This is a genomic window from Streptomyces sp. NPDC097981, from assembly GCF_040302565.1.
Classification (GTDB): Bacteria; Actinomycetota; Actinomycetes; order Streptomycetales; family Streptomycetaceae; genus Streptomyces.
In genome coordinates this window covers 28,652-49,874 of record NZ_JBEORW010000015.1, presented here as the reverse complement: position 1 = coordinate 49,874, position 21,223 = coordinate 28,652, and the positions used below count along the sequence as shown (strand labels likewise).

The 21,223-nt window shown below is 71.8% G+C and carries 19 protein-coding genes; 15 read left to right on the top strand and 4 right to left on the bottom strand.

Going from position 1 to position 21,223, the window contains the following annotated elements; translation table 11 throughout:
- Positions 1-266 precede the first annotated feature (266 nt).
- The 8 genes from ABTY04_RS16855 to ABTY04_RS16820 all read left to right on the top strand — a co-directional run bounded on the left by ABTY04_RS16855 (position 267) and on the right by ABTY04_RS16820 (position 10,945).
- Positions 267-2,201 (top strand): acyl-CoA dehydrogenase family protein, encoded by a 1,935-nt coding sequence (locus tag ABTY04_RS16855; RefSeq protein ID WP_352214108.1) that lies wholly within the window; start codon positions 267-269, stop codon positions 2,199-2,201.
- Positions 2,202-2,263: 62 nt separating this feature from the next.
- Complete coding sequence (locus tag ABTY04_RS16850; RefSeq protein ID WP_352214107.1) at positions 2,264-3,601, top strand: hypothetical protein; 1,338 nt, start codon at positions 2,264-2,266, stop codon at positions 3,599-3,601.
- 20 nt (positions 3,602-3,621) lie between these two features.
- Positions 3,622-4,875 carry a 1-deoxy-D-xylulose-5-phosphate reductoisomerase gene (gene dxr, locus ABTY04_RS16845; protein WP_352214106.1) on the top strand — a complete coding sequence of 418 codons (1,254 nt, stop codon included), beginning with the start codon at positions 3,622-3,624 and terminating at the stop codon, positions 4,873-4,875.
- Positions 4,872-6,173: a M50 family metallopeptidase gene (locus ABTY04_RS16840; protein ID WP_352214105.1), complete on the top strand. Its 1,302-nt coding sequence runs from the start codon at positions 4,872-4,874 to the stop codon at positions 6,171-6,173. Before dxr ends, ABTY04_RS16840 begins: the two co-directional genes overlap by 4 nt.
- A gap of 174 nt (positions 6,174-6,347) precedes the next feature.
- Positions 6,348-7,505, top strand: coding sequence for a flavodoxin-dependent (E)-4-hydroxy-3-methylbut-2-enyl-diphosphate synthase (ispG, locus tag ABTY04_RS16835; protein ID WP_352214104.1), 1,158 nt, complete (start codon positions 6,348-6,350; stop codon positions 7,503-7,505).
- A gap of 158 nt (positions 7,506-7,663) precedes the next feature.
- A complete protein-coding gene (locus ABTY04_RS16830; RefSeq protein WP_352214103.1) occupies positions 7,664-8,509 on the top strand; it encodes a GNAT family N-acetyltransferase in 846 nt (281 codons plus the stop codon).
- 113 nt (positions 8,510-8,622) lie between these two features.
- Positions 8,623-9,195, top strand: coding sequence for a GNAT family N-acetyltransferase (locus tag ABTY04_RS16825; protein WP_352214102.1), 573 nt, complete (start codon positions 8,623-8,625; stop codon positions 9,193-9,195).
- A gap of 43 nt (positions 9,196-9,238) precedes the next feature.
- Positions 9,239-10,945 carry a proline--tRNA ligase gene (locus ABTY04_RS16820; protein ID WP_352214101.1) on the top strand — a complete coding sequence of 569 codons (1,707 nt, stop codon included), beginning with the start codon at positions 9,239-9,241 and terminating at the stop codon, positions 10,943-10,945.
- Positions 10,946-11,004: 59 nt separating this feature from the next.
- Here the strand turns inward: ABTY04_RS16820 and ABTY04_RS16815 are convergent, their stop codons facing one another.
- From ABTY04_RS16815 to ABTY04_RS16800, 4 genes are read right to left on the bottom strand one after another with little or no spacing between them, the layout of a single operon-like run.
- Complete coding sequence (locus ABTY04_RS16815) at positions 11,005-11,982, bottom strand: slipin family protein (protein WP_352214100.1); 978 nt, start codon at positions 11,980-11,982, stop codon at positions 11,005-11,007.
- A 42-nt stretch (positions 11,983-12,024) separates the two neighbouring features.
- Positions 12,025-12,927 (bottom strand): aminoglycoside phosphotransferase family protein, encoded by a 903-nt coding sequence (locus ABTY04_RS16810; RefSeq protein ID WP_352214099.1) that lies wholly within the window; start codon positions 12,925-12,927, stop codon positions 12,025-12,027.
- A gap of 16 nt (positions 12,928-12,943) precedes the next feature.
- Positions 12,944-13,402, bottom strand: coding sequence for a ferritin-like domain-containing protein (locus ABTY04_RS16805; protein ID WP_352214098.1), 459 nt, complete (start codon positions 13,400-13,402; stop codon positions 12,944-12,946).
- Positions 13,399-13,941, bottom strand: coding sequence for a hypothetical protein (locus tag ABTY04_RS16800; protein WP_352214097.1), 543 nt, complete (start codon positions 13,939-13,941; stop codon positions 13,399-13,401). The genes ABTY04_RS16805 and ABTY04_RS16800 overlap by 4 nt, the downstream gene beginning before the upstream one ends.
- Positions 13,942-14,096: 155 nt before the next feature.
- Here ABTY04_RS16800 and rimP point away from each other — a divergent pair, with 155 nt between their 5' ends.
- The 7 genes from rimP to truB all read left to right on the top strand — a co-directional run bounded on the left by rimP (position 14,097) and on the right by truB (position 21,123).
- A complete protein-coding gene (gene rimP, locus ABTY04_RS16795; protein ID WP_352214096.1) occupies positions 14,097-14,594 on the top strand; it encodes a ribosome maturation factor RimP in 498 nt (165 codons plus the stop codon).
- A gap of 2 nt (positions 14,595-14,596) precedes the next feature.
- On the top strand, positions 14,597-15,607 hold the full coding sequence (gene nusA / locus ABTY04_RS16790; RefSeq protein ID WP_352214095.1) for a transcription termination factor NusA: 1,011 nt from the start codon (positions 14,597-14,599) through the stop codon (positions 15,605-15,607).
- A gap of 119 nt (positions 15,608-15,726) precedes the next feature.
- A complete protein-coding gene (locus ABTY04_RS16785; RefSeq protein ID WP_078622365.1) occupies positions 15,727-16,014 on the top strand; it encodes a YlxR family protein in 288 nt (95 codons plus the stop codon).
- A 148-nt stretch (positions 16,015-16,162) separates the two neighbouring features.
- Positions 16,163-19,294 (top strand): translation initiation factor IF-2, encoded by a 3,132-nt coding sequence (gene infB / locus ABTY04_RS16780; RefSeq protein WP_352214094.1) that lies wholly within the window; start codon positions 16,163-16,165, stop codon positions 19,292-19,294.
- Between the two features lie 153 nt (positions 19,295-19,447).
- A complete protein-coding gene (locus ABTY04_RS16775; protein WP_030651158.1) occupies positions 19,448-19,741 on the top strand; it encodes a DUF503 domain-containing protein in 294 nt (97 codons plus the stop codon).
- 27 nt (positions 19,742-19,768) lie between these two features.
- On the top strand, positions 19,769-20,218 hold the full coding sequence (gene rbfA, locus ABTY04_RS16770) for a 30S ribosome-binding factor RbfA (protein ID WP_352214093.1): 450 nt from the start codon (positions 19,769-19,771) through the stop codon (positions 20,216-20,218).
- Positions 20,215-21,123: a tRNA pseudouridine(55) synthase TruB gene (gene truB, locus ABTY04_RS16765; RefSeq protein WP_352214092.1), complete on the top strand. Its 909-nt coding sequence runs from the start codon at positions 20,215-20,217 to the stop codon at positions 21,121-21,123. Before rbfA ends, truB begins: the two co-directional genes overlap by 4 nt.
- The last annotated feature ends 100 nt before the right edge of the window (positions 21,124-21,223 follow it).

Here is a 21,223-nt window from a genome sequence, read left to right as displayed (position 1 = left end):
CCGCAAAGCCGACGGCCGGAGCCTACTGTGCGGGGGCTCCGGCCGTCCCCCTTTTCTCCGGGGCTCGGTTCGCCTCCGGGGTGCTCATGCCGGCTCCAGGCGCGCCCCTTCGGCTCACTCGCCTGGGTGTAGCCGTGCCGGCGGGCTGGATTTCCCTCACTTGGACCGCCCCGGCTTTTCCCGGCGGGCCGGAGAGGGTACGACTCACAGGTAGCACCGGCCAGTAGGCCGGTACCACCGACTCCGGCGGCGAGGTGAGCCCGCTCATGTCCGCAACACAGCCCAAGGTGACCGAGCGCGAGGCACGGCAGGTAGCGGAAGCGGCCCGGGAACAGGACTGGCGCAAGCCCAGCTTCGCCAAGGAACTCTTCCTGGGGCACTTCCGGCTAGACCTGATCCACCCGCACCCGATGCCCGCGGACGAGGACGTCCGCCGCGGCGAGGCCTTCCTGGCCCGGCTGCGGGCGTTCTGTGAGACCGAGATCGACGGGGCGCGCATCGAGCGCGAGGCGAGGATCCCCGACGAGACCGTGCGCGGGCTCAAGGAGCTCGGTGCCCTCGGCATGAAGATCGACCCCAAGTACGGGGGCCTCGGCCTCACCCAGGTGTACTACAACAAGGCGCTGGCCCTCGTCGGCTCGGTCAGCCCCGCCATCGGGGCCCTGCTCTCGGCGCACCAGTCGATCGGCGTCCCGCAGCCGCTGAAGATGTTCGGCACGCAGGAGCAGAAGGAAACGTACCTGCCGCGCTGCGCGACCACCGCCATCAGCGCCTTCCTGCTCACGGAGCCGGACGTCGGCTCCGACCCGGCGCGGCTGGCCACCACCGCCGTCCCCGACGGCGAGGACGCGTACATCCTCGACGGCGTGAAGCTCTGGACCACCAACGGGGTCGTCGCGGACCTGCTGGTGGTGATGGCCCGGGTCCCGAAGTCGGAGAACCACCGGGGCGGGATCACCGCCTTCGTCGTCGAGGCCGATTCACCCGGGATCACCGTCGAGCACCGCAACGCGTTCATGGGCCTGCGCGGCCTGGAGAACGGCGTCACGCGCTTCCACGGGGTACGGGTCGCGGCAGGCCAGCGCATCGGTGCCGAGGGCGCCGGGCTCAAGATCGCGCTGACCACGCTGAACACCGGCCGGCTGTCCCTGCCCGCCATGTGCGTCGGCGCCGGGAAATGGTGCCTGAAGATCGCCCGCGAATGGTCCGGCGTCCGCGAGCAGTGGGGCCGCCCGGTCGCCCGCCACGAAGCCGTCGGCGCCAAGATCTCCTTCATCGCCGCCACCACCTTCGCGCTCGAAGCGGTCGTCGACCTGGCCTCCCAGATGGCCGACGAGGACCGCAACGACATCCGCATCGAGGCCGCGCTCGCCAAGCTCTACGGCAGCGAGATGGCCTGCCTGATGGCCGACGAGCTCGTCCAGATCCGGGGCGGGCGGGGCTTCGAGACCGCCGAATCGCTGGCAGCCCGCGGCGAGCGCGCCGTCCCCGCCGAGCAGATGCTGCGCGACCTGCGCATCAACCGGATCTTCGAGGGCTCCACCGAGATCATGCACCTGCTGATCGCCCGCGAGGCCGTCGACGCCCACCTGTCGGTCGCCGGCGACCTCATCGACCCCGAGAAGGCGCTCGGCGACAAGGCCAGGGCCGGAGCCCGCGCGGCCGGGTTCTACGCCCGCTGGCTGCCCAAGCTCGCCACCGGCCCCGGCCAGGTCCCCGGCACGTACCGCGCGTTCCACCCGGGCGGCCACCCCGACCTCTCCGTCCACCTGCGCTACGTCGAGCGCAGCGCCCGCAAACTCGCCCGGTCCACCTTCTACGCCATGTCCCGCTGGCAGGGCCGGATGGAGACCAAGCAGGGCTTCCTCGGCCGGGTCGTCGACATCGGCGCCGAGCTCTTCGCGATGAGCGCGGCCTGCGTGCGCGCCGAGCACCTGCGTGCCTCCGGGGACCACGGCCGCGAGGCCTACCAGCTGGCCGACGCCTTCTGCCAGCAGTCCAGGATCCGCGTCGAAGAGCTCTTCGGCCGGCTCTGGTCCAACACCGACGACCTCGACCGCAAGGTCGTCGCCGGGGTGCTCTCCGGCACCTACACCTGGCTCGAAGAGGGCGTGCTCGACCCCTCCGGAGACGGCCCCTGGATCGCGGACGCCGCCCTCGGCCCGTCGACCCGGGAAAACGTGCACCGACCCATTCGCTGACCTGCGATCATCGCCGGGCGCCCGACAGGCGTACGGGACCGGCGACGGGGAATCGGATGCATGTGAACGCGGACAGGGAGAGACGACGGCTCGCCTGGTGCGTGGCGCTCCTGCTGCGCCACGCACCGGACGCCGTCGCCTCCGACCTCCTCGGGCGGCTCGACGCGCCCACCCGCCGGTTCCTGTGCCGGGACGAGTACCTCCCGGCCTCCGCCGTCACCCTGCTGCTGAGAGCGGGCACCGACGAGGACCGCCGCACCATCGCCCGCAGCCCGCACGTACTCGGCCGCCCCCTGCCCGGCCTGCCCGGCCCCGCGCGGTACGCGGCCCGCCCCGGCCCCTCGCCGGAGCTGCTCGCCACCCTGGGCGCCGAGCTCGGCCGGCCGCTCGGCCGCCTCGGCCCCGCGCTGACCGGCGCGGAACTCGTCGGGCTGCTGCGCCGGCACGGCAGCCGCCGGCCGCGGATCCCGCTCGACGTGCTGGCCCTCCCGTACGAGCTCGACCCCGAGGCCCTGCTGCGCGAGCACGCCCGCGCCCCGCTGCCGCCCGGCTCCGTGGAGGCCCTGCTGCTGGTCGCCGGGCTGGAACGGCGGGCCCGGCTCGCGCTGCTCGACACCCGCGCGCAGGCCTCGTACGGCTCGCAGTGGCACCGTCCGGCGGTCCGCGCGGTCCGGACCGGCTCCCTGACCTTCGACGAGCTCGCGGCGGCCGTCGCCCCGGCCCACCGGACCCTGCTCCTCGGGCAGGCCCACGCCGCCGGCAGCCTCGGCTGGAACCTGGCCGAGTGGGCCGGGATGCGCTCCGCCCTGCTGCGGGTGCTGCGCCCGGCGCTCGGCGACGACCCCCGGCTGTGGGCCGAGCTGAAACGGTACGCCCCAGGATTCACCGGTACCCTGCCCGAGCTGGCGGCCGCGGTGGCTGCCGGTGCCGCACCGCCGCCGCAGCCGGAATCCGGGATACCGGGCCTTGGCCGGGCCGTGGACCTGCTCGCACCCGGATCCGCGTGGGAGCCGGCCGAGAGCGTGAACCGAGAGCTGGCCCTCGCGAGCCTCGGAGTGCCCAACGCCATGGGCGATCTGCGCGAGGACATCCGCTGGGTCCGCGCCTGCCTCGACCGCGGCATCCTGGCCGGCCCCGACGTGATCCGGCACAAGGCCCCCGCGGCCTGGGCCCTGGACGAGGGCCACTGGCTGGGGGAGGTGGACCACCCCGACCGCCACGACCGGCACCAGGCGGTGCTGGCCGCCCGGGCCGAGGCGGACCGGCTCTTCGACGCGGCCCTCGCCGCCGACGCCGACGCCTGGTGGCGCGCCGCCACCGCGCTCCCCGACTTCGCCGGGACGCTGCCCGAACTGCTCGCCGGTGTCGTACAAGGGGACTCCGTGTCCAACCGCGCCTGAGTTGCGGCAACAATGGGGGCATGAGCGACCGCCCAGCCCCCCTCGCCGATCCGCACCTCCTCTTCGACCCCGCGGCCGGCCGGCGGGACATCGTCATCCTCGGGTCCACCGGGTCCATCGGGACCCAGGCCATAGACCTCGCCCTGCGCAACCCGGACCGGTTCCGGGTGACCGCGCTGTCCGCCGCCGGCGGGCGCGTGGAGCTGCTGGCCGAGCAGGCCCGGCAGCTGCGGGTGAACACCGTGGCCGTCGCCCGCGAGGACGCCGTACCGGCCCTGAAGGAGGCACTGAACGCCCAGTACGGCGTCTCCGAGCCGCTGCCCGAGATCCTGGCCGGACCCGACGCGGCGACCGAGCTCGCCGCCTCCGAGTGCCACACCGTCCTCAACGGCATCACTGGTTCCATCGGCCTCGCGCCCACCCTCGCCGCGCTGCGGGCGGGCCGGACCCTGGCCCTGGCCAACAAGGAGTCGCTGATCGTCGGCGGCCCGCTGGTCAAGGCCCTCGCGAAGCCAGGCCAGATCATCCCGGTCGACTCCGAGCACGCAGCCCTCTTCCAGGCCCTCGCCGCCGGCACCCGGGCCGATGTGCGCAAGCTCGTGGTCACCGCCTCCGGCGGGCCCTTCCGCGGCCGCACCCGCGCCGAGCTGGCCCACGTCACCGTCGAGGACGCCCTCGCGCACCCCACCTGGGCCATGGGCCCGGTGATCACCATCAATTCGGCGACGCTGGTCAACAAGGGGCTGGAGGTCATCGAGGCGCACCTGCTCTACGACATCCCCTTCGACCGCATCGAGGTCGTGGTCCATCCGCAGTCGTACGTCCACTCGATGGTGGAGTTCTCCGACGGCTCCACGCTCGCCCAGGCCACCCCGCCGGACATGCGCGGACCCATCGCGATCGGCCTCGGCTGGCCCGAGCGCGTCCCGGACGCGGCCCCCGCCTTCGACTGGAGCAAGGCGTCCACCTGGGAGTTCTTCCCGCTGGACACCGAGGCCTTCCCGTCGGTGGGACTGGCCCGGCACGTGGGCACCCTGGGCTCCACCGCCCCCGCCGTGTTCAATGCGGCGAACGAGGAGTGCGTGGCGGCCTTCCTGGCCGGTCGGCTGCCGTTCACAGCAATCATGGATACGGTCTCTGCCGTGGTCGATGAGCACGGGACGCCGGACGCGGGAACTTCCCTCACCGTCGCGGACGTCCTCGAAGCGGAGACCTGGGCCAGGGCCCGGGCACAGGAGATGGCGGCCCGGGCCGCGGTGGAGGCGCACGCATGACAGCACTCATGACGGTGGTCGGAATACTCATCTTCGTATTCGGGCTGCTCGTCTCCATCGCCTGGCACGAGCTCGGCCACCTCTCCACGGCCAAGCTCTTCGGCATCCGGGTGCCCCAGTACATGGTCGGCTTCGGCCCGACCATCTGGTCGCGGCACAAGGGCGAGACCGAGTACGGCATCAAGGCCATCCCGATGGGCGGCTACATCCGCATGATCGGGATGTTCCCGCCCGGCGAGGACGGCAAGGTGACCGCCCGTTCGACCTCGCCGTTCCGATCGATGATCGAGGACGCGCGCTCGGCGGCGTACGAGGAGCTCCAGCCCGGCGACGAGACGCGGCTGTTCTACACGCGCAGGCCCTGGAAACGCGTGATCGTGATGTTCGCGGGCCCGTTCATGAACCTGGTGCTGGCACTGGCGGTCTTCTTCGGCGTCTGGATGAGCTTCGGGATCAGCCAGACGACCACGCAGGTCGCGAGCGTCTCGCCGTGCGTCATCCAGCAGAGCGAGAATCGCGAGGTCTGCAAGGCCGGCGACCCGGTCGCCCCGGCCAAGGCCGCCGGCCTGCTGGCGGGTGACCGGATCGTGGCGTTCAACGGCCGCAAGGTGGCCGACTGGGCCGCCCTCCAGAAGCAGATCCGCGACACCGTCGGCCCCGCCACCGTCACGGTCGTCCGGGACGGGAAGCAGCAGTCCCTCCCGGTCAACCTGATCGAGAACAAGGTCGCCAAGACGGACGGCCACGGCGGCTACGTCAAGGGCCGGTACGTGACCGCCGGCTGGCTCGGCTTCAGCCCGAAGAGCGAGATCGCCCCGCTGTCCTTCGGCCAGTCCGTGGACCACATGGGCGAGGTCGTCGACAACAGCGTCGAGGGGCTGCTCAAGCTGCCCGCCAAGATCCCGGCGCTGTGGAACGCGGCCTTCAGCGGAGCCGAGCGCGAGCCCGACTCCCCGATGGGCATCGTCGGCGCGGCCCGGATCAGCGGTGAGATCGCCACCCTGGACATCCCGGCCGAGCAGCGCCTGGTGTTCTACCTCCAGCTCGTCGGATTCTTCAACCTCTCGCTGTTCCTGTTCAACATGCTCCCGCTGCTGCCCCTCGACGGCGGGCACATCGCGGGCGCCCTGTGGGAGTCGGTCCGGCGCAACGTGGCCCGGGTCTTCCGGCGCCCCGACCCCGGCCCGTTCGACGTGGCGAAGCTGATGCCCGCCGCGTACGTGGTGGCCGGCGTGTTCGTCTGCTTCACGCTGCTCGTGCTCGTGGCCGACGTGGTGAACCCGATCAAGATCACCTAGCGCGTCCGCATCCGCGGAAGGCGCACCGGAGCCGGGCACGCTTCGTGCCCGGCTCCCTACGCTCGGGTGTTCCCGCCCCTCTGATGCGTGGGCTGCGCCCTGGTTGCCGTAACCTCGAAGGCTGGAGCCCGCCGATCTCGGGACCTTGATCCACATTTTGGGGTTGCACAGCAGATGACTGCCATCTCTCTCGGAATGCCGGCCGTGCCGACGAAGCTTGCCGACCGCAGGGTCAGCCGCAAGATCCAGGTCGGTTCCGTGGCCGTCGGTGGCGACGCGCCCGTGTCGGTGCAGTCGATGACCACCACCCGTACCTCCGACATCGGCGCCACGCTCCAGCAGATCGCCGAGCTGACCGCCTCCGGCTGCGAGATCGTCCGTGTGGCCTGCCCGACCCAGGACGACGCCGACGCCCTCGCCGTCATCGCGAAGAAGTCGCAGATCCCGGTCATCGCCGACATCCACTTCCAGCCCAAGTACGTGTTCGCCGCGATCGACGCCGGCTGCGCCGCCGTCCGCGTGAACCCGGGCAACATCAAGCAGTTCGACGACAAGGTCAAGGAGATCGCGAAGGCCGCGGGCGACGCGGGCACCCCGATCCGCATCGGCGTCAACGCCGGCTCCCTCGACGCCCGGCTGCTCAAGAAGTACGGCAAGGCCACCCCCGAGGCGCTCGTCGAGTCCGCGCTGTGGGAGGCCTCCCTCTTCGAGGAGCACGGCTTCAGCGACATCAAGATCTCGGTCAAGCACAACGACCCGGTCGTCATGGTCAACGCCTACCGCCAGCTCGCCGCCCAGTGCACGTACCCGCTGCACCTCGGCGTCACCGAGGCCGGACCCGCCTTCCAGGGCACCATCAAGTCCGCCGTCGCCTTCGGCGCGCTGCTCTCCGAGGGCATCGGCGACACCATCCGCGTCTCCCTCTCGGCCCCGCCGGTCGAGGAGGTCAAGGTCGGCCTCCAGATCCTGGAGTCGCTGAACCTCAAGCCGCGCCGCCTGGAGATCGTCTCCTGCCCGTCCTGCGGTCGCGCCCAGGTGGACGTCTACAAGCTGGCCGAAGAGGTCACGGCGGGCCTCACGGGCATGGAGGTCCCGTTGCGCGTCGCGGTCATGGGCTGCGTCGTCAACGGACCCGGCGAGGCCCGCGAGGCCGACCTCGGCGTCGCCTCCGGCAACGGCAAGGGCCAGATCTTCGTGAAGGGCGAGGTCATCAAGACCGTCCCCGAGTCGAAGATCGTGGAGACCCTCATCGAAGAGGCGATGAAGATCGCCGAGCAGATGGAGAAGGACGGCGTGATGTCCGGCGAGCCCACCGTCGCCATCGGCGTCTGAGCACCCGGGCGCCCCGGCGTCCCGCACGCATCGGCCCCGGCCCCGTTCCCGCAGCTCGCGGGCGGGGCCGGGGCTCTTTCGTGACCCGTGGGACCAGGCATCCGAGGGTGACGGCGGGTACAGTTCGGAGATCAGCAGACTTGTATGGTGAGGCCCCAGTGTTGACGCAGACCACCACCCGGGTCCTTGAGCCCAGTGATCTCGACGCCGCCCTCGAAGTCCTCGGACGCGAGCCGGTCGAGAACGCCTTCGTCACCTCCCGGGTCCAGGTCGCCGGACTCGACCCCTGGCGCCTGGGCGGCGAGATGTGGGGCTACTACACCGGCGGGCGGCTGCGCTCCCTCTGCTACGCGGGCGCCAACCTGGTCCCCGTCTGCGCCGACCCCGACGCCGTCCGCGCCTTCGCCGACCGGGCCCGCCGCACCGGCCGCCGCTGCTCCTCCATCGTCGGTCCCGCCGACGCCACCCGGCTGCTGTGGCAGCTCCTGGAGCCCAGCTGGGGACCCGCCCGCGACATCCGCTCCCATCAGCCGCTCATGGTCACCGAGCAGCCCTCCGCCGAGGTGCGCCCCGACCCGCTCGTCCGCCGCATCCACAAGGACGAGATGGACCTGATCATGCCCGCCTGCGTGGCCATGTTCACCGAGGAGGTCGGTGTCTCGCCGCTCGCCGGCGACGGCGGGCTGCTCTACCAGGCCCGGGTCGCCGAGCTGGTCGGCACCGGCCGCTCGTTCGCCCGCATCGAGGACGGCAAGGTCGTCTTCAAGGCGGAGATCGGCGCAGCGACCGCCAGGGCATGCCAGATCCAGGGCGTGTGGGTCGCCCCCGAATTCCGCGGCCGCGGCCACTCCGAGACCGGCATGGCCGCCGTCGTCGACTTCGCGCTGCGCGATGTCGCGCCCGTGGTCAGCCTCTACGTCAACGACTTCAACACCGCGGCCCGGGCGGCATACCGGCGGGTGGGCTTCCGCGAGGTTGGTGCTTTCATGAGCGTCCTCTTCTAGGACCTCCTCCAGGATTTCCTCCAGGACCTCCGGAAACCGCTCCGGAACCCGGTGGCCGGTACGAGGCCCCAGGGCATACCGGCGGGCCCGGACCGCCCAGTAAGGTCGGCCGCATGCTGCCTACCCCCGAGGGCCACGACCCCGCCCGGCCCGCCGGACTCCGCATCGGTCCCCTCGACCTCGCCGACCGTGTGGACGAGGCCCTGCGCGTGCAGGCCGTGGCCTTCGGGCTCAGCGAGGAGGAGGTCGGCATCCGGCGCTACATCGTGCAGCGCCACATGACCTGCCGCGGAGCCCGGGCACTCGGCGCGTTCACCGAGGACGGGGCGCTCGCCGGGTTCGTGTACGGCATGCCGAACGACCGGACGTACTGGTGGTCCTCGGTCGTCGAGCCGTATCTGCGGGCCGCGGGGCACGACGGCTGGCTCGACGGCTCCTTCGTGATCACCGAGCTGCACGTCCACCCCGGCTTCCAGGGCCACGGCGTCGGCCGCACCCTCATCACCCGGATCACCGACTCCGCCGAGGAGCCCCGCTCCATCCTCTCCGCCATCGACACCGAGAGCCCGGCCCGCGGGCTCTACCGGGCCCTCGGCTACACGGACCTGGCCCGCCAGGTGCACTTCCCGAGCGCGAGCCTGCCGTACGCCGTGATGGGGGCCCCGCTGCCGCTGCACCGGCCCTGAAACGGGTTTCCGGAGGGCCCGGTGCCCCGGGTAGCCTCCCGTCATGTCATCGCAACACGTGCAGCGCATGTCCCGCCTCATGGCCAAGACCCTCCGCGAGGACCCGGCCGACGCGGAGACCCTCAGCCACCGGCTCCTCGTCCGCGCCGGATACGTCCGCCGCAGCTCCGCGGGCGTGTGGACCTGGCTGCCGCTCGGCAAGAAGGTCCTCGACAACGTCTCGCGCATCGTCCGCGAGGAGATGGACGCGATCGGGGCCCAGGAGGTGCTGCTCCCGGCGCTGCTGCCGAAGGAGCCGTACGAGGTCAGCGGGCGCTGGTCGGAGTACGGGGACCTGCTCTTCCGGCTCAAGGACCGCAAGGGCGCGGACTATCTGCTCGGCCCCACCCACGAGGAGATCTTCACCCTGGTGGTGAAGGACCAGTGCACGTCCTACAAGGACCTGCCGGTCATGCTGTACCAGATCCAGACCAAGTACCGCGACGAGGCCCGGCCGCGGTCCGGGGTGCTGCGGGGCCGCGAGTTCCAGATGAAGGACTCGTACTCCTTCGACGTGAGCGACGAGGGCCTCGCGGAGTCGTACGCCCTCCACCGGGCCGCCTACCAGCGGATCTTCGAGCGCCTCGGCCTGGACCACCGCATCGTGTCCGCGGTGTCGGGCGCGATGGGCGGGTCCGCCTCGGAGGAGTTCCTGGCGCCCGCGCCGGCGGGCGAGGACACCTTCGTGGACTGCCCCTCGTGCGACTACGCGGCGAACACGGAGGCGGTGACCTTCGCGTTGGCCCCGGTGGACGCCGAACACCCCGCGATCGAGGAGGTGGACACCCCCGACACCCCGACGATCGAGACCCTCGCCGCGCACCTGGGCGTGCCCGCGTCGGCAACGCTGAAGAACCTGCTGGTGAAGGTCGACGGTGAGATCACGGCCGTGGGCGTACCCGGTGACCGCGAGGTGGACCTCGGCAAGCTCGGGGAGCATCTGGCCCCGGCCGTCGTGGAGTTGGTGACGGCCGAGGACTTCGTCGACCGCCCCGACCTGGTGCGCGGCTACGTGGGTCCGCAGGGCCTCGACAAGGTCCGCTACCTCGCCGACCCCCGCGTCGCGCCCGGCACTTCATGGGTGACGGGGGCCAACCGCGTGGACACGCACGCCCGGAACGTGGTCTGCGGACGCGACTTCGAGGTGGACCAGTACCTCGACGTGGTCGTCGTCGAGCCCGGCGACCCCTGCCCGCGCTGCGGCGCCGGTCTCCGGCTCGACCGTGCGATCGAGATCGGGCACATCTTCCAGCTGGGCCGCAAGTACGCGGACGCGTTCGGCCTGGACGTGCTCGGCCGGGAGGGCAAGCCGGTGCGGGTCACCATGGGCTCGTACGGCATCGGCGTCTCGCGGGCGGTGGCCGCGCTGGCCGAACAGACCGCCGACGAGCGGGGCCTGGCCTGGCCGGCGGAGGTGGCCCCGGCGGACGTCCACGTGGTGGCGGCGGGCAAGGCGGTCCCGCTGGCCCTGGCGGAGGAGGCGGCCACCGCGCTGGCCGCCGCCGGCCTGCGGGTGCTGCTCGACGACCGGCCCGGCCTGTCCCCGGGCGTCAAGCTCACGGACGCGGAGCTGATCGGGGTCCCGTGGATCCTGGTGGCGGGCCGCCGGTCCGCCGACGCGGTGGTCGAACTCCAGCACCGCACCACGGGCACCCGCGAGGAACTCCCCCTGACGGAAGCCCTCACCCGCCTCACCCAGAGCCGGTCCTGAAGGCCGGGTCCCAGGCCGTGTCCGTCGGGTCATGCCAGGCCTGATCCGAAAGACACGGCCTAACCGGCGGGCGGCTCTTCGGAGGTCGCGGGGGGCGGGGCGGAGTCCCGGGCGGGCCACTGCGGCTGGCTCAGGGAGCCGTTCACGGCCCGGCCGGGAGCCCGCCCCGGGGAACCGTCCGCGGCGTCCGCGGCCGGGGCGGGCCCCGCAGGCCCGTCCGCCGCGGGCGGCGCCGGATTCCGTGGATACAGCGGTGCGACCCCGTCGGAGGCGGGGTTCGGCGCCGCGCGTTCGAGGAAGCGCAGGAGCTCCACCGGGAATGGCAGCACCAGCGTGGAGTTCTTCTCCGCGGCCACCGCCACCACCGTCTGCAGCAGCCGCAGCTGCAGCGCCGCCGGCTGCTCCGACATCACCGCCGCCGCCTCGGCCAGCTTTTTCGAAGCCTGGAGCTCCGCATCCGCGTTGATGACCCGCGCCCGCCGCTCGCGGTCAGCCTCCGCCTGCCGCGCCATCGACCGCTTCATCGTCTCCGGCAGCGAGACGTCCTTGATCTCGACCCGGTCGATCTGCACGCCCCACCCCACCGCCGGGCTGTCGATCATCAGCTCCAGCCCCTGGTTCAGCTGCTCCCGGTTGGACAGCAGGTCGTCGAGGTCCGACTTGCCGATGATCGAACGCAGCGAGGTCTGCGCCATCTGCGAGACCGCGAAGCGGTAGTCCTCCACCTCGATGATCGCGTTCGCCGGGTCCACGACCTTGAAGTACACGACCGCGTCCACCCGCACCGTGACGTTGTCCCGCGTGATCCCCTCCTGCGCGGGCACCGGCATCGTCACGATCTGCATGTTCACCTTGCGCAGGCGGTCGACGAACGGGAGGACCATGTTGAAGCCCGGCCCGCGGATCCCCGCCCGCAGGCGGCCGAAGCGGAACACCACGCCCCGCTCGTACTGCCGCACCACCCGTGCGGCCACGCCCGCGTACACCGCGACTCCCACACCCGCCGCGATCGCCGCTGTCAGCAGTTCCTGAAGCATGACGGCCTCCTGCGGGGCACCTACCTGTATCTACGGTATGCCCTACAGCCAGGCCGCGAACTCCAGCAGCAGCTCCGCGTCCCGCCGCCGCCCGGCGGCCAGCGCCCGGTTCCCGGATTCCACCGCGCGGAACAGCGTCCAGCCCCGCAGCCGGTCCCGGTCCACCTCCAGCGAGTCGGCCAGCTTGTGCACCCGGCGCCGGGCGCCCGCCGCCCCCGCCGAGGACGCGACCTGGTCCTCCAGCCGGTCCCGGACCAGCCGCGCCAGGTCGTAGGCGCGGTCCCCGACCAGCGGGTCCGGGCCCACCGCCAGCCACGGCGCCCGCTCACCCGCCAGTACCTTGCCCTGCCGGAAATTCCCGTGCAGCAGCAGCTCCTCGCCGGGCTGGGCCGTCAGCTCCTCGCGGGCCGCGAGAGCCGCGGAGGCCAGCGCCTCGGCCTCCGGCGGGGCCTTGCGCAGCACCTCGGCCTGCTGCGCCGTGCGCTCCGCCACCGTCTCGAACGGGTGCCCGGCCGGCGGGGCCACCCACAGCCTGCGCAGCGTCCCGCACGCCTCCAGCAGCGCCTTCGCCTCCGGAAGGGACCGCAGCGACACCTCGGGGTGGAGCCGCTCCAGTAGCAGCGCCCCGTCCTGCTCGTGGTGCCGGGTGTCGAGGACCCGTACGGCCCCGAAACCGCCCCAGTGCGCCAGCGCCGCCAGCTCCCGGTCGGGCCGTGCCTGCGGGGGAGCCAGCTTCAGAGCGGCCGGGGTCCCGTCGGCGTAGTGGACGAGGAGCACCAGACTGCTGCGGCCGCCCGGGGCCTGCACCCGCTGCGCCTGCACCTCACGCCGGGCCAGCGCCGCCTCGGCGAGCCGGGGCAACTGCCCCAGCCAGTCCGCGTTCTGCGCCGAATCCGGCGTCTCGCCGAGCGCCCGTACAAGCCGCTGCGGCGGTTCGAAAGCCATGCGTGCGTGATCCCTTTCAGCTGGTCGGGGCTCGCTCTCCACGTTCCGTGAGCCCAGGGAAGGCTACGCCGACACCACGCCAGCGTGCCGCGCGCACGGCTGCGGCGCTCAGCGCGTCGGCCGCCTCGCGGCGCAGCCGGCCTTCCGCCGCCCGCACCAGATCGGAGTACGCGCCCGCCACCCGGTCCTCGATCTCGGCGGCCAGCCGCTCGGCGTCGGCCGGGGTGCGCACCTCGAAGGGCAGCGCGTACGCCGCCTCCGCGGGCCGGGGCGAACCGCCCATCTCGCGCACCGTCCGGGCGAGCGCGTCCCGGCGGGAGAGATGGCCGCCGTACGCCTCGCGGGCCTCGGCCGACCGCGCGGACGAGGCCCGGGCGCCGATGACCCCGTAGCCGTACGCGGCCGCGTGCTCGGCGGCGAGCGCGGACTGCGCCGCCTCCAGGGCGCGGTTTGCGGGGGAGGGTTCGGGCTTCACGGCTTGTCTCCCTGGGGCGAGGTCAGCAGGTACGCGTGTACGGCGCCGCAGGCGGCCACCGAGGCCAGCAGCCGGGCCAGCTCCCCGGGCGCTCCGGCGAGGGCGATGGTCCGGGCCTCGGACAGGCTCCGCTCGGCGTCCGCGAGTGCGGTCAGGGCCTCGTCGGGCTTCGGCGGCACGGGCTCGCCGCTCACCGCGAGGGCGCCGGCCGGAGCGGACGAGGGGGAGCCGGAGGGCTTGCCGGGCGCGGCGTCCGCGGAGGCCAGCGCCGTCTCGTGCGCGGCCACCGCGGACCGCAGCGGCGCGAGGCGCGCTGCCAGGGCGGGATGGGCGGCGGACGTGGCGTCGTAACGTTCCAGCAGACGTCGGCTGTCCCGAACGGCCGTCTCGCGCATCCGCCGTTCGAGTGAAATCCCGGCATCGGTGTCCGGCGAGCCGCCCCCGTCGGAGCACCCGGTGAGCAGCGCTGCGCCGGCCGCACCGGCGGCGCCGGCGAGCAGGCTCCTGCGAGAGGGCCGCGAAGGCAGGGTCCAGGGCACGGCGACGTCCTCGAAGGTGGTGGCGGGGCAGGTGTGATCACCGTACCCGGGGCCTGGTCTCCATGGCGGACGGCAACACCCTCCGCGACCGGATACCCTTTGACCTGACACGCGACGTAAACCACAACAGCACACGCGGCCGAGGAGTCACCCGGATGAGCACCACCCAGAGCGACAGGCTGCGCGGATTGCTGGAGCCGCTCGTCGCCGCCAAGGGCCTGGACCTCGAAGACATCGAGATGTCCAAAACCGGCAGGCGCCGGATGCTGCGCATCATCGTGGACTCCGACGAGGGCGTGGAACTGGACGCGTGTGCCGAGCTGAGTCGCGAGGTCTCCGACAAGCTCGACGAATCCGATGTGATGGGCGAGGACGAGTACGTCCTCGAAGTGAGCTCGCCGGGCGCCGACCGCCCGCTGACCGAGCACCGTCACTACGTACGGGCGATCGACCGCCTCGTGAAGTTCCAGCTGGTGGAGGGCGGGGAACTGATCGCCCGCATCCTCGACGTGGACGACGAGGGAATGGACCTTGAGGTCCCGGGCGTGAAGGGCCGCAAGGCGACCGCCCGCCGCATTGCTTTCACCGACATCGCCAAGGCGCGGGTCGAGATCGAGTTCAACCGCAAGGACAAGAAGGAAGAGGAGGCGTAGCCGTGGACATCGACATGAGTGCCCTGCGGGGTCTGGTCCGGGAGAAGGAGATCTCCTTCGACCTGCTCGTCGAGGCGATCGAGTCGGCCCTCCTCATCGCGTACCACCGCACCGAGGGAAGCTTCCGGCGGGCGCGCGTGGAGCTGGACCGCACCAACGGCCACGTCGTCGTGTGGGCGACGGAGGACCCGCGGGACTTGGAGGAGGGGCAGGAGGCCAAGGAGTTCGACGACACCCCGTCGGACTTCGGCCGGATCGCCGCGACGACCGCCAAGCAGGTGATTCTGCAGCGTCTGCGCGACGCAGAGGACGACCTGACCTTCGGCGAGTTCGCCGGCCGTGAGGGCGACGTCATCACCGGTGTCGTCCAGCAGGGCAAGGATCCCAAGAACGTCCTCGTCGACATCGGCAAGCTGGAGGCCATCCTGCCGGTGCAGGAGCAGGTCCCCGGCGAGGAGTACACGCACGGACTCCGTATCAAGGCGTACGTCGTACGGGTGGCGAAGGGTGTCCGCGGTCCGTCCGTGACCCTGTCGCGCACCCACCCCAACCTGGTGAAGAAGCTCTTCGCGCTGGAGGTCCCGGAGATCGCGGACGGCAGCGTCGAGATCTCGGCGATCGCCCGCGAGGCCGGCCACCGCACCAAGATCGCCGTACGGTCCACCCGCTCGGGCCTCAACCCCAAGGGCGCCTGCATCGGCCCGATGGGCGCCCGTGTGCGCAACGTCATGGCCGAACTGCACGGCGAGAAGATCGACATCGTCGACTGGTCGGACGACCCGGCGGAGATGGTCGCCAACGCGCTGTCACCCGCCCGGGTGAGCAAGGTCGAGGTCGTCGACTGGGACTCGCGCTCCGCCCGGGTGACCGTGCCCGACTACCAGCTGTCGCTGGCCATCGGCAAGGAGGGCCAGAACGCCCGCCTCGCCGCTCGGCTCACCGGCTGGCGCATCGACATCCGTCCCGACACGGAGGCGTCCCCGGACGCCGACCGGGCCCGGGACGGGGAATAAATCCGGTACCCGTCGGAGCTGTCCGACGGGTAGACAGGATCAAGACAGCAGATTTCGACAACATCCGTTCGATTTTTCGCCCGAAGGGGTGAGGTCGGTGCGGGGAGGTAGACTTAGGCGTGTCTGGCCGGACGCAAGCCCGCGCATGCCCCGAACGCACCTGTGTGGGGTGTCGGGAGCGAGCGGCCAAGAGCGATCTGCTGCGCATCGTGGCGATCGGGGACGAGTGCGTCCCTGATCCAAGCGGTACGCTGCCCGGCCGGGGTGCGTATGTGCACCCTGCCGTGGTCTGTCTGGACAAGGCGGTCCGTCGCAGAGCGTTCCCCCGGGCCCTTCGGTCCCCGGGAGCACTCGACACGACAGGACTGAGCAAAGCCGTGGCCGTCGTGGCCGAGGCGACACCGTAAGAAGTAGTACGGCACGGATACCCCGTGCGGTCAGGTACCTCGCGAGTTGGAAGTAGGTCGAGATTGCGATGAGCACTCGATGAGTACGCGATGAGTACGCCCATGAAGTAGCGACGGTCCGGCGTAACCCGGACCTAAAAGGAGCGAAGTGGCTAAGGTCCGGGTATACGAACTCGCCAAGGAGTTCGGAGTTGAGAGCAAGGTCGTCATGGCCAAGCTCCAGGAACTCGGTGAGTTCGTCCGTTCGGCGTCCTCGACGATCGAGGCGCCGGTTGTACGCAAGTTGACTGACGCACTGCAGGGGCCCGGCGGCAGCGCCGGCAAGTCCGCTGCGAAGCCGGGTGCGCCCCGCAAGGCCGCGCCCGCCAAGCCCGGGGTTCCCACCCCGGGTGCCGTTGCACGTCCCGCTGCCCCGAAGCCCGGCGCCCCGGCCCCCAAGCCGGCCGCTGCCGAGGCTCCGGCCCCCAGCGTTTCCGCCCCGGTGACTCCGGCCGCCGCCGGCCCGCGTCCCGGCCCGAAGGCCCCGGCCGCCCCGAAGCCCGCTCCGGCGGCTCCCGTGGCGACCGAGTTCTCCGCGCCCCCGGCGGCTCCGGCCGCCCCGGCGCGCACCGAGCGTCCCGCCGGTCCCGGTGCGACCCCCGGCCCGCGTCCGGCGCAGCAGCGTCCCGCGGCCCAGGGTGGCCAGGCCGGCGCCCGTCCCGGCGCCACGCGCCCGGCCGGCACCGCCCCCGGCGGCCAGGGCCAGCGTCCCTCCGGCCCCGGTTCCCAGGCCCCGCGTCCGCAGGGCGCCCGTCCGGCCGGTCCCCGTCCGGGCAACAACCCGTTCACCTCTGGTGGCTCCACCGGCATGGCGCGCCCGCAGGCGCCCCGTCCGGCCGGCGCGCCCCGTCCCGGTGCCCCCGGCGCCGGCGGCCAGGGTGCTCCGCGCCCGCAGGGTGGTCCGGGTGGCGCTCCGCGTCCCCAGGGTCCCGGCGGCGCCCGTCCGACCCCGGGCGGCATGCCCCGTCCGCAGGGCGGCGCCCCGCGTCCGGGTGGTGCTCCCGGTGGTAACCGTCCGAACCCGGGCATGATGCCGCAGCGTCCCGCTGCCGGTGGTCCCGGTCCCCGTCCCGGCGGCGGCCCCGGTGGCCGTGGTCCCGGTGCCGGTGGCCCGCGTCCCGGTGGCGCCGGTCGTCCCGGTGGCGGCGGCTTCGCCGGCCGTCCGGCCGGTCCGGGCTCGCGTCCCGCGGGCGGCGGCGGCTTCGGCGGCCCGCGTCCGGGTGGCGGCGGCTTCGGCGGCGGCCCGGCCGGTGCCGGTGGTGGCGGTCGTCCCGGCTTCGGTGGCCGTCCCGGCGGTCCCGGTGCCCGTGGTGGCACGCAGGGTGCCTTCGGCCGTCCCGGCGGGCCCGCCCGTCGCGGTCGCAAGTCGAAGCGTCAGAGGCGCCAGGAGTACGAGGCCATGCAGGCCCCGTCCGTCGGCGGCGTGATGCTGCCCCGCGGCAACGGCGAGACCGTTCGCCTGTCGCGCGGTGCGTCCCTCACCGACTTCGCGGAGAAGATCAACGCCAACCCGGCGTCGCTGGTCGCGGTCATGATGAACCTCGGCGAGATGGTCACTGCCACGCAGTCCGTCTCCGACGAGACCCTCCAGCTCCTCGCGGGCGAGATGAACTACGAAGTTCAGATCGTCAGCCCGGAGGAGGAGGACCGCGAGCTCCTCGAGACCTTCGACATCGAGTTCGGCGAGGACGAGGGCGGCGAGGAATACCTCATGCCGCGTCCCCCGGTCGTCACCGTCATGGGTCACGTCGACCACGGTAAGACCCGACTGCTCGACGCCATCCGCAAGACGAACGTCGTTGCGGGCGAGGCCGGCGGCATCACCCAGCACATCGGTGCCTACCAGGTGGGTACCAGCGTCAACGGTGAAGACCGCAAGATCACCTTCATCGACACCCCGGGTCACGAGGCGTTCACCGCCATGCGTGCCCGTGGTGCCAAGTCGACCGACATCGCGATCCTCGTGGTCGCGGCCAACGACGGCGTCATGCCGCAGACGATCGAGGCGCTGAACCACGCCAAGGCCGCCGGCGTACCGATCGTCGTCGCGGTCAACAAGATCGACGTCGAGGGTGCCGACCCGGTCAAGGTGCGCGGTCAGCTCACCGAGTTCGGTCTGGTCGCCGAGGAGTACGGCGGCGACACGATGTTCGTCGACATCTCCGCCAAGCAGGGTCTGCACATCGACTCCCTGCTGGAGGCCGTCGTCCTCACCGCCGACGCCTCGCTCGACCTGCGCGCCAACCCGGAGCAGGACGCTCAGGGTATTGCGATCGAGTCCCACCTCGACCGCGGCCGCGGTGCCGTTGCCACCGTCCTCGTCCAGCGCGGTACCCTCCGCGTCGGCGACACGATGGTCGTGGGCGACGCCTACGGCCGCGTGCGCGCCATGCTCGACGACAAGGGCAACAACGTCGAGGAAGCGGGTCCGTCGACCCCCGTCCTGGTCCTGGGTCTCACCAACGTCCCCGGCGCCGGCGACAACTTCCTCGTCGTCGACGAGGACCGCACCGCCCGTCAGATCGCCGAGAAGCGTGCTGCGCGTGAGCGCAACGCCAACTTCGCCAAGCGCGTCCGCCGGGTGTCCCTGGAAGACCTCGACTCGGTCCTCAAGGCCGGTCTGGTCCAGGAACTCAACCTCATCATCAAGGGCGACGCGTCCGGTGCGGTCGAGGCTCTCGAGTCCTCGCTGCTCCAGCTCGACGTCGGCGAAGAGGTCGACATCCGCGTCCTGCACCGCGGTGTGGGTGCGGTCACCGAGTCCGACATCGCCCTGGCGATGGGCTCCGACGCCATCGTCATCGGTTACAACGTCCGTGCGGCCGGCCGTGCCGCGCAGATGGCGGACCGCGAGGGCGTCGATGTCCGCTACTACTCGGTGATCTACCAGGCCATCGAGGAGATCGAGGCGGCCCTCAAGGGTCTGCTCAAGCCGGAGTACGAAGAGGTCGAGCTCGGTACGGCGGAGGTCCGCGAGATCTTCCGCTCGTCCAAGCTGGGCAACATCGCGGGTGTCCTCATCCGCTCCGGCGAGGTCAAGCGCAACACCAAGGCGCGGCTCCTGCGCGATGGCAAGGTCATCGCCGAGAACCTCACCATCTCCGGTCTGCGCCGCTTCAAGGACGACGTCACCGAGATCCGCGAGGGCTTCGAGGGTGGTATCAACCTCGGTTCCTTCAACGACATCAAGATCGACGACGTCATCGCGACGTACGAGATGCGCGAGAAGCCCCGCGCGTAAGCGCCGGGCGGTTCGTACCGTGTCGTAACACCGGGGCCGGTCGGCGGAATATCCGTCGATCGGCCCCGGCCGTTGCGTGTACGGTTCTGGTGACCCTGCCGCGCGACGGCCGGCAGGCCACCGAACCCGCACCGGCGGGATATCCGGAACTGAATGTACGTGGGGACTCTGTCCTTCGATCTGCTCCTCGGCGACGTCCACTCGTTGAAGGAGAAACGCTCCGTCGTCCGGCCCATCGTCGCCGAGCTCCAACGCAAGTTCTCGGTGAGCGCGGCTGAGGTGGGCGACCAGGATCTGCACCGCAGGGCCCGTATCGGGGTCGCTCTGGTCAGCGGGGACGCGGGGTTCCTGTCGGATGTACTGGACCGCTGCGAGCGGCTGGTCGCGGCACGTCCGGAAGTGGAGCTGCTGTCGGTACGACGGCGGCTGCACGGTGATGAAGACTGACTGCAAGACAAAGAAGGAGACGGACCAGTGGCCGACAATGCGCGGGCGAAGAAGCTGGCGGACCTCATCCGGGAGGTGGTGGCCGAGAAGCTGCAGCGTGGTGTCAAGGACCCCCGCCTCGGTACGCACGTGACCATCACGGACACCCGGGTCACCGGCGACCTGCGGGAGGCCACGGTCTTCTACACGGTCTACGGTGACGACGAGGACCGCGCCAGCGCGGCAGCGGGCCTCGAAAGCGCCAAGGGCGTACTGCGCTCCGCGGTCGGCCGGGCAGCGGGAACCAAGTTCACGCCCACCCTGACCTTCGTCGCGGACGCCCTCCCGGAGAACGCCAAGACCATCGAGGACCTCCTCGACAAGGCGCGCGCCTCCGATGCCCAGGTGCGCGAGGTGTCTTCCGGTGCGCAGTACGCCGGCGACGCCGACCCGTACAAGAAGCCGGGCGAGGACGACGAGGACGCAACCGCGGAATGAGCACCAACGCAGGGAAGACTCCGGACGGCCTTGTCATCGTCGACAAGCCGTCCGGCTTCACTTCGCACGACGTGGTAGCCAAGATGCGCGGGATCGCCAAGACCCGCCGCGTCGGCCACGCCGGCACGCTCGACCCGATGGCGACGGGCGTCCTCGTCCTGGGTGTCGAGAAGGCCACCAAGCTCCTCGGCCACCTCGCGCTCACCGAGAAGGAATACCTCGGGACGATCCGCCTCGGTCAGAACACGCTGACGGACGACGCGGAGGGTGAGATCACCTCCTCGACGGACGCCTCCGCGGTGACCCGCGAGGCCGTGGACAAGGGCATCGCCAAGCTGTCCGGCGAGATCATGCAGGTCCCGTCGAAGGTCAGCGCCATCAAGATCAAGGGCGTGCGCTCCTACAAGCGCGCGCGTGACGGCGAGGACTTCGAGATCCCGGCCCGGCCGGTGACCATCTCGTCGTTCCAGGTGTACGACATGCGGGACGCGGAGGCCGAGGACGGCACGAAGGTCGTCGACCTCGTCGTCTCCGTGGTCTGCTCCAGCGGTACGTACATCCGCGCCCTGGCCCGTGACCTGGGCGCCGACCTCGGCGTGGGCGGGCACCTCACCGCGCTCCGGCGCACCCGGGTGGGCCCGTACAAGATCGACCGGGCGCGGACCCTGGACCAGCTCCAGGAGGAGCTGACCGTCATGCCCATCGGCGAGGCGGCGGCCGCGGCCTTCCCGCGCTGGGACCTGGACGCCCGGCGGGCCTTGCTGCTCGCCAACGGCGTGCGGATCGAGATGCCGGACGCCTACCCCGCGGGCAAGCCCGTGGCGGTCTACGGGCCGGACGGCCGACTGCTCGGGCTCGTGGAGAGCAAGGGCGGCAAGGCCAAGTCGCTCGCGGTCTTCGCCTGATCCGCTTTGACGTGGAGCGGTGAGCGCACATCACCTGCCGCTCGCCGCTCCACGACCCCCCTCGGGTAGGTCTCTATCCAGCGGGACCCCCGTATTCACC